Consider the following 6,052-nt stretch of genomic DNA (forward strand, 5'->3'; position numbering starts at 1 on the left):
ATACGGGCGGGGGGGACCACCGGTCCCGGTGGTCACCCCCTCACTCGTGTCTGAGGAGCGCCGCGTGCGCTGCGGGGCCGGGTGCTGCTACTGGCCGCCCTGTTGCTCGTCGCGGCGGCGCTGCCAGCGCTGCTCGATACGATTCATCACCGAGCGCCGCTGCCGTCCCTGGCTGCGGGCGTGCGGTGCGCCTGCGGCGGGCTGTTCGCCAGGCTTGGGGGCTTTGCGCCAGCCGGTCACGACGAGCACCGCACAGCCCAGCATGACGAGGAATCCCATCACGCTGACCCAAATCTGCTTGGCGACCATTCCTGTCATGAGGAGCGCAATACCCACGAGGAAGCCGGCCATCGCCTGGTAGACCCGTCGCCGGGTGTACGTGCGCAGCCCGCTTCCCTCAAGCGCTGTCGCGAACTTGGGATCTTCGGCGTACAGCGCTCGCTCCATCTGCTCGAGCATTCGCTGCTCGTGCTCCGAGAGCGGCACGGAGTCCTCCTCATCGTGCAGTCGCCGGGGCGACCCGGGGGGTCCCTTCAGGATAGGCAGGGAATCGCCCCCGTGAAACCCGCCCCTCTACGCCAATTGACCAACCGGAATCCGCCATGGCCGTTCCGGCTCGCTGAATCTTCCATTCCCCAGCGGCCGTCCCGTCATGCCGGGCGGTCTCCCTCGATCATACGGCGCCGGGCCCCCGATCGGGGGGCCTGTGGCGTACTCCATGTGCTGTCGAGCCCCTGATCAGGGGTCCGGCGCGGGAGGCCACTCACGCCTCGGTGGCACCCCGCGTCTCGCCGAGCACATGAAGCTGCGTGGCCACCGAATGGAACGCCGGGAGCTCGGCCGCCGCGGCCTCCAGCTTCAGCAGCGCGTCCAGGGCGCCGGGCTCGGTGTCCACGAGCACTCCGGGAACCAGGTCGGCGAAGACCCGCACCCCGTGCACGGCGCCGACGTCGAGGCCCGCGCCCTCGACGAACGCGGCGAGTTGCTCGGCGGTGAAACGGTGCGGGACGGGGTCGGCGGCGCCCCAACGGCCGTTCGGGTCGTCGAGTGCCTGGCGGGCCTCCGTGAAGTGCCCGGCGAGGGCGCGCGCGAGCACGGCACCGCCGAGCCCGGCGGCGAGCAGGCTGAGGACGCCCTCGGGGCGCAGCGCGGCCACCACGGTGCGGACGCCCTCGGCGGGGTCGTCCACGTACTCCAGGACGCCGTGGCACAGCACCGCGTCGTAGCCGCCGCGCTCGACCACGTCGAAGAGGCCGTGCGCGTCGCCCTGGACGCCCTGCACGCGGTCGGCGACACCGGCCTCGGCGGCGCGGCGCTCCAGCGCGAACAGCGCGTTCGGGCTGGGGTCGACGACGGTGACGCGGTGACCGAGGCGGGCGACGGGCACCGCGAAGTTACCGCTGCCGCCTCCGGTGTCGAGGACGTCCAGCGCGTCCCGACCCGTGGCCTTGACCCGGCGGTCGAGGGCGTCCTGAAGGACGTCCCAGACCACGGCGGTACGGAGGGAGGCGCGGGGGCGGCTCGGGTCCGACACGGCAGTTGACTCCTCGGCGCGGCACCGCCTGTGCACGGCGGAGCGAACGGGCTGCCTCCCCGGCCCGAGTGCGGGCGGAGGGAAGGCTTCAGGCGCCCTCCACCCTATTGCCTCCGGTGCCGTACCTGGTCATGTGTCTCGCGCGGCGCGCTCCGCTGGTAGAGCGGTGATGAACCTGCGGGCCGGTGGGGGCTGGCCGCGACCACGCGGCGGAGCCGCATATCGATACAGCCCCGCGCCCCTATGGGCGCCGCACCTCACCGGAGTTCACCCGGCGCGGTCCCCCGGCCGCTCCGGGTCCTGGCGTGGCTGGGGCAGGACCGGCTGGAGGACGAGCATCCGCTCGACCAGGCGCAGGAACATCGCCACGTCGCGTATGAGGTCGTCGGCGTCCCGGCGGGTCGCCGCGCCCTGGATGCCCGCCTCGGCCCGGGCGCGGCGCCGGGCACCGGAGGCGAACAGGGCGCTCCACTCGGTGAGTTCGGGCGCGATCTCGGGGAGGACTTCCCAGGCACTGCGGATGCGGGCCCGGCGCCGGTTCGCGGGTTCCGGGTGGACCCGCGCGGCGAGCACCGCGGCGGCGGTGCGCAGGGCGGCCAAGTGGGCCGTCGCATAGCGCTCGTTCGACGTTTCGAGGACGGCTGCCTCGTCCAGTCCCGCACGGGCCTGGGCGAGGAGGTCGAGGGCGGCGGGCGGGGCCGTGGCCCGGCGGAGCACGGGGTGCACGTCGCTCGCCGGGCCGGTCAGTGAGGGGGCAGGGCCGGCGGCGCGGCGCCGACGGGCGGCGGCTGCGGACGGGTGGGCCATGACGAACCTCCTGTCGTCGTGTGACGGCACGCCCAGTCAGGTAGTGCCGTATGTGCCCATCGTGAGGTATGGCACTGACAATCCGTTCTGACCTGCGCTTTTGCTTCGATCGAAGGTTCGGGTTACTTTTTGCACTGACCAGTCAGTTCAAAAGTTTCGGTTTGCGGGCAGGGGGCGGGGAACCGTGGGTGGGGTCGGTGTCACGGCCGAGGACTTCGGGCTCAAGGGGCCGCGCGGCTGGGCGTTCCGGGGGATCTCCCTGGACGCCGGGCCCGGGTCGCTGATCGCCGTCGAGGGGCCGTCCGGGTCCGGGCGTACGAGCCTGCTGCTCGCGCTCACCGGGCGGATGAAGGCGTCCGAAGGGACCGCCGCCGTGGGCGAGTTCACGCTCCCGAAGCAGTCGGCGGCCGTGCGGCGGGTCAGCGCGCTGGCGAATGTCGCCGGAGTCACCGACCTCGACCCGGCACTGACCCTCGGGGAGCATCTGCGCGAACGGGCGCTGCTGCAACGGCGGTTCGGGGACTCCGTACGCGGGCTGCTGCGGCCGCGTACGGAGCGAGCCGTGGAGGCGGGGCTGCGGATCGAGCGGGCGCTGACCGCCGCCGGGCTCGACCGCGAGGTGCTGCCCAAGGGCGCGCGGACCGCCGTACGGGATCTGGAACGGCCGCAGGAATTGCGGCTGTCCATCGCACTGGCGCTCATCGGGCGGCCTGCGCTGCTCGGTGTCGACGACGTCGACCTCAAGCTCTCGGATGCCGAACGGGCGGAGATCTGGGCGCTGTTGAGGTCACTCGCCGATTCCGGAACGACTGTCGTAGCGGTGTCCACCGAGGGGACGGAGAAGGCCGATGCACGCGCCCAGACTGGCCGCGCTTGAGTTGAAGCGCTTCGGCAGGGGGAAGCTGCCACGCGCGGCGCTCGTCGCCCTCCTGCTGCTGCCGCTGCTCTACGGCGCCCTGTACCTGTGGTCCTTCTGGGACCCGTACGGCCGCCTGGACCGCATCCCCGTGGCGCTCGTCAACGACGACAAGGGGGCGAGTGCCGACGGGAAGAAGGTCACGGCGGGCGACGACATCACCCGAGGGCTGCGCGACAGCGGGACGTTCGACTGGCACGAGGTGAGTGCGGCCACCGCGCGGAAGGGTGTCGAGGACGGCACGTACTACTTGTCGCTGACCATGCCGGCCGACTTCAGTGAGCGCGTCACCTCCAGCGCGGGCGACTCCCCGGAGACGGGCGCGCTCCAGGTGCGGACGAACGACGCGAACAACTACATCGTCGGGCAGATCTCCCGGACGGTGTTCAGCGAGGTGCGGTCGGCCGCGTCCACCAAGGCCTCGCGGACCTTCCTGGACCGGATCTTCGTGTCGTTCTCCGACATCCACGGCCAGACCGTGAAGGCGGCGGACGGCGCCGACAAGTTGAAGGGGGGCATCGGGACGGCCGAGGAGGGCTCCAAGGATCTCGCCGACGGCCTGAAGGACGCCAAGAAGGGCAGCGGCAAGCTGTCCAAGGGCCTGAAGAAGCTGGACACGGGCGCGGGCGGCCTGGAGGACGGTTCGCGGCAGGTCGCGGCGGGGACGCAGACCCTCGCCGACACGGTCAACGGGGTCGCCGACAAGGTGGGGCCCTTCCTGAAGGACAACGAGAAGACCATCGGGGACACCGCCCAACTCGTCGCAGACTCCGCCAAGTCGATCCGTGGCAACCTCGACGTCCTGGTGAAGACGGCCCCGGTCGCCGCCAAGGGCGCGCACGCGGCCTCGGACACCCTGGACGAGGTCTACAGGGCGCGCTGCGAAACCGTCGTCCTGAAGGACGCCGCCTGTCCCGACCTGAAGAAGGCCGCTACGGCCGCCTCGGACGTGGCGAAGGTCGCCGACGACGTCAACAGCCTGGTCGTCGACCAGAACGGCGACCTGAAGAAGCTCGACGCCAACCTCGGCACGCTCCAGACGCAGGCCCAGGCGCTCGCCGACCGCGCCCCGCACCTCTCCGAGGACCTCGACGACGCGGTGGCCAGGATCAACAAGCTGAACGACGGCGCCGGGAAGGTCGCCGCGGGCGCCAAGACCCTGCACACCGGGCTCGGCACGGCCAGGACCGGCGCCGCCGACCTGGACACCGGCGTCGCCAAGCTCAGGACGGGTGCCGTGGACCTCAACGGCGGCCTGTACAAGCTCGTCGACGGCTCCGGGAAGCTGGCCGGCGGTCTGCACGACGGCGCCGCGCAGATCCCGGACTACGACAAGCAGGACCGCGACCAGCGCACCGGAGTCATGGCCGACCCGGTCCAACTGGCCTCCCAGGACCTGCACAAGGCGCCCAACTACGGCACCGGATTCGCCCCGTACTTCATCCCGCTGTCCCTGTGGGTGGGCGCGATGGTGGCCTACATGCTGATCGCCCCCATGAACCGGCGCGCACTCGCCGCCGGTGCCTCGGCCTGGCGGATCGCGCTCGCGGGGTGGCTGCCGGTGGTGGCGGTCGGGGTGCTCCAGACGGTGGCCCTGATGGCCGTACTGCACTGGGCGATCGGCCTGGAGATGGCGCGGGCAGCCGGCACGGTCGGCTTCCTGTTCCTGGTGACGGCGTGCTTCGCGGCCATCGTGCAGTGGCTGAACGCACACTTCGGGGCGGCGGGCCGGATCCTCGTACTCGCCCTGCTGATGCTCCAGTTGACGTCGGCGGGCGGCACGTATCCCGTGCAGACCAGCCCGGGCTTCTTCAACGCGATCCACCCCTTCCTGCCGATGAGTTACATCGTCGAGGCCCTGCGGAGGCTCATCACGGGCGGTGGCCTCGGGCCGGTGTGGCACGCGTGCGTGGTGCTCGTGGCCTTCACCGCGGGCGCGCTCGCGCTGACCGCGCTGTCGGCGCGCCGCCGCCAGGTGTGGACGCTGGACCGGCTGCACCCGGAGCTGAGCCTGTGACCTCGCCCAGGACCTCGGCACCCGTGCCCGGCGCGGGAGCCGGGCCTGTGACAATCAGGCCCATGGAAAGCAGCAGCACCCCGCCGGGCGGCAGCACGCGCCGCGAGGCCACCCGGCAGAAGCTCTACGAGGCAGCCGTCACACTCATCGCCGAACAGGGCTTCTCGGCCACCACGGTGGACGAGATCGCCGAGCGTGCCGGGGTCGCGAAGGGCACCGTCTACTACAACTTCGCCAGCAAGTCCGTCCTCTTCGAGGAGCTGCTGCGGCACGGCGTGGGCCTCCTCACCGCCTCGCTGCGGGAGGCCGCCGAGCAGACGGCCCGGGACGGCGGCAGCAAGGTGGACGCCCTGGACGCGATGATCCGCGCGGGCCTCGGCTTCATCGCCCGCTACCCGTCCTTCACCCAGCTCTACGTGGCCGAGCTGTGGCGCACCAACCGCGCCTGGCAGCCCACGCTCATGGTGGTGCGCCAGCAGGTGAACGCCGCCATCGAGGACGTGCTGCACGCGGGCGTGGCGGGCGGCGAGTTCAGCCCTGAGATCGATGTCCGGCTGACCGCGGCAGCGCTGGTCGGGATGGTCCTGGTGGCCGCCCTGGACTGGCAGTCGTTCCAGCCGGAACGCTCCCTGGACGACGTCCACTCGGCGCTGTCCCGGCTGCTCCAGGGGCGGGTCAGCGGGGGCCGCTGACAGCGGTGCACAAGCTGAGCTGACGGCGGAGCGCAAACAGAAGCGCCGGTCCGATGTGGCCGCGTCCCCCGCGGGCCGCCTCGAAC

6 protein-coding genes are annotated in these 6,052 nt (G+C 71.8%); 3 read left to right on the forward strand and 3 right to left on the reverse strand.

Features of this window, described 5'->3' with window-relative positions; all coding sequences use genetic code 11:
• Positions 1–87: 87 nt before the first annotated feature.
• The 3 genes from ACFWP5_RS39440 to ACFWP5_RS39450 all read right to left on the reverse strand — a co-directional run bounded on the left by ACFWP5_RS39440 (position 88) and on the right by ACFWP5_RS39450 (position 2,341).
• Positions 88–486: a DUF3040 domain-containing protein gene (locus ACFWP5_RS39440; protein ID WP_384168279.1), complete on the reverse strand. Its 399-nt coding sequence runs from the start codon at positions 484–486 to the stop codon at positions 88–90.
• Positions 487–763: 277 nt separating this feature from the next.
• Positions 764–1,534: a methyltransferase gene (locus ACFWP5_RS39445; RefSeq protein ID WP_384168282.1), complete on the reverse strand. Its 771-nt coding sequence runs from the start codon at positions 1,532–1,534 to the stop codon at positions 764–766.
• Between the two features lie 267 nt (positions 1,535–1,801).
• Complete coding sequence (locus ACFWP5_RS39450) at positions 1,802–2,341, reverse strand: SAV_6107 family HEPN domain-containing protein (protein WP_384168285.1); 540 nt, start codon at positions 2,339–2,341, stop codon at positions 1,802–1,804.
• Positions 2,342–2,525: 184 nt separating this feature from the next.
• Between ACFWP5_RS39450 and ACFWP5_RS39455 the strand changes: the two genes are divergently transcribed.
• The 3 genes from ACFWP5_RS39455 (at position 2,526) to ACFWP5_RS39465 (ending at position 5,966) form a co-directional block, all read left to right on the forward strand.
• A complete protein-coding gene (locus ACFWP5_RS39455) occupies positions 2,526–3,218 on the forward strand; it encodes an ATP-binding cassette domain-containing protein (protein ID WP_384168288.1) in 693 nt (230 codons plus the stop codon).
• The gene (locus ACFWP5_RS39460) at positions 3,190–5,274 is read left to right on the forward strand and encodes a YhgE/Pip family protein (RefSeq protein ID WP_384168291.1); all 2,085 of its coding nucleotides are present in this window, start codon (positions 3,190–3,192) and stop codon (positions 5,272–5,274) included. Before ACFWP5_RS39455 ends, ACFWP5_RS39460 begins: the two co-directional genes overlap by 29 nt.
• 62 nt (positions 5,275–5,336) lie before the next feature.
• On the forward strand, positions 5,337–5,966 hold the full coding sequence (locus ACFWP5_RS39465; RefSeq protein ID WP_384168294.1) for a TetR/AcrR family transcriptional regulator: 630 nt from the start codon (positions 5,337–5,339) through the stop codon (positions 5,964–5,966).
• Positions 5,967–6,052: the final 86 nt, after the last annotated feature.

The sequence above is a fragment of the Streptomyces sp. NPDC058469 genome, from assembly GCF_042721125.1.
GTDB lineage: Bacteria > Actinomycetota > Actinomycetes > Streptomycetales > Streptomycetaceae > Streptomyces.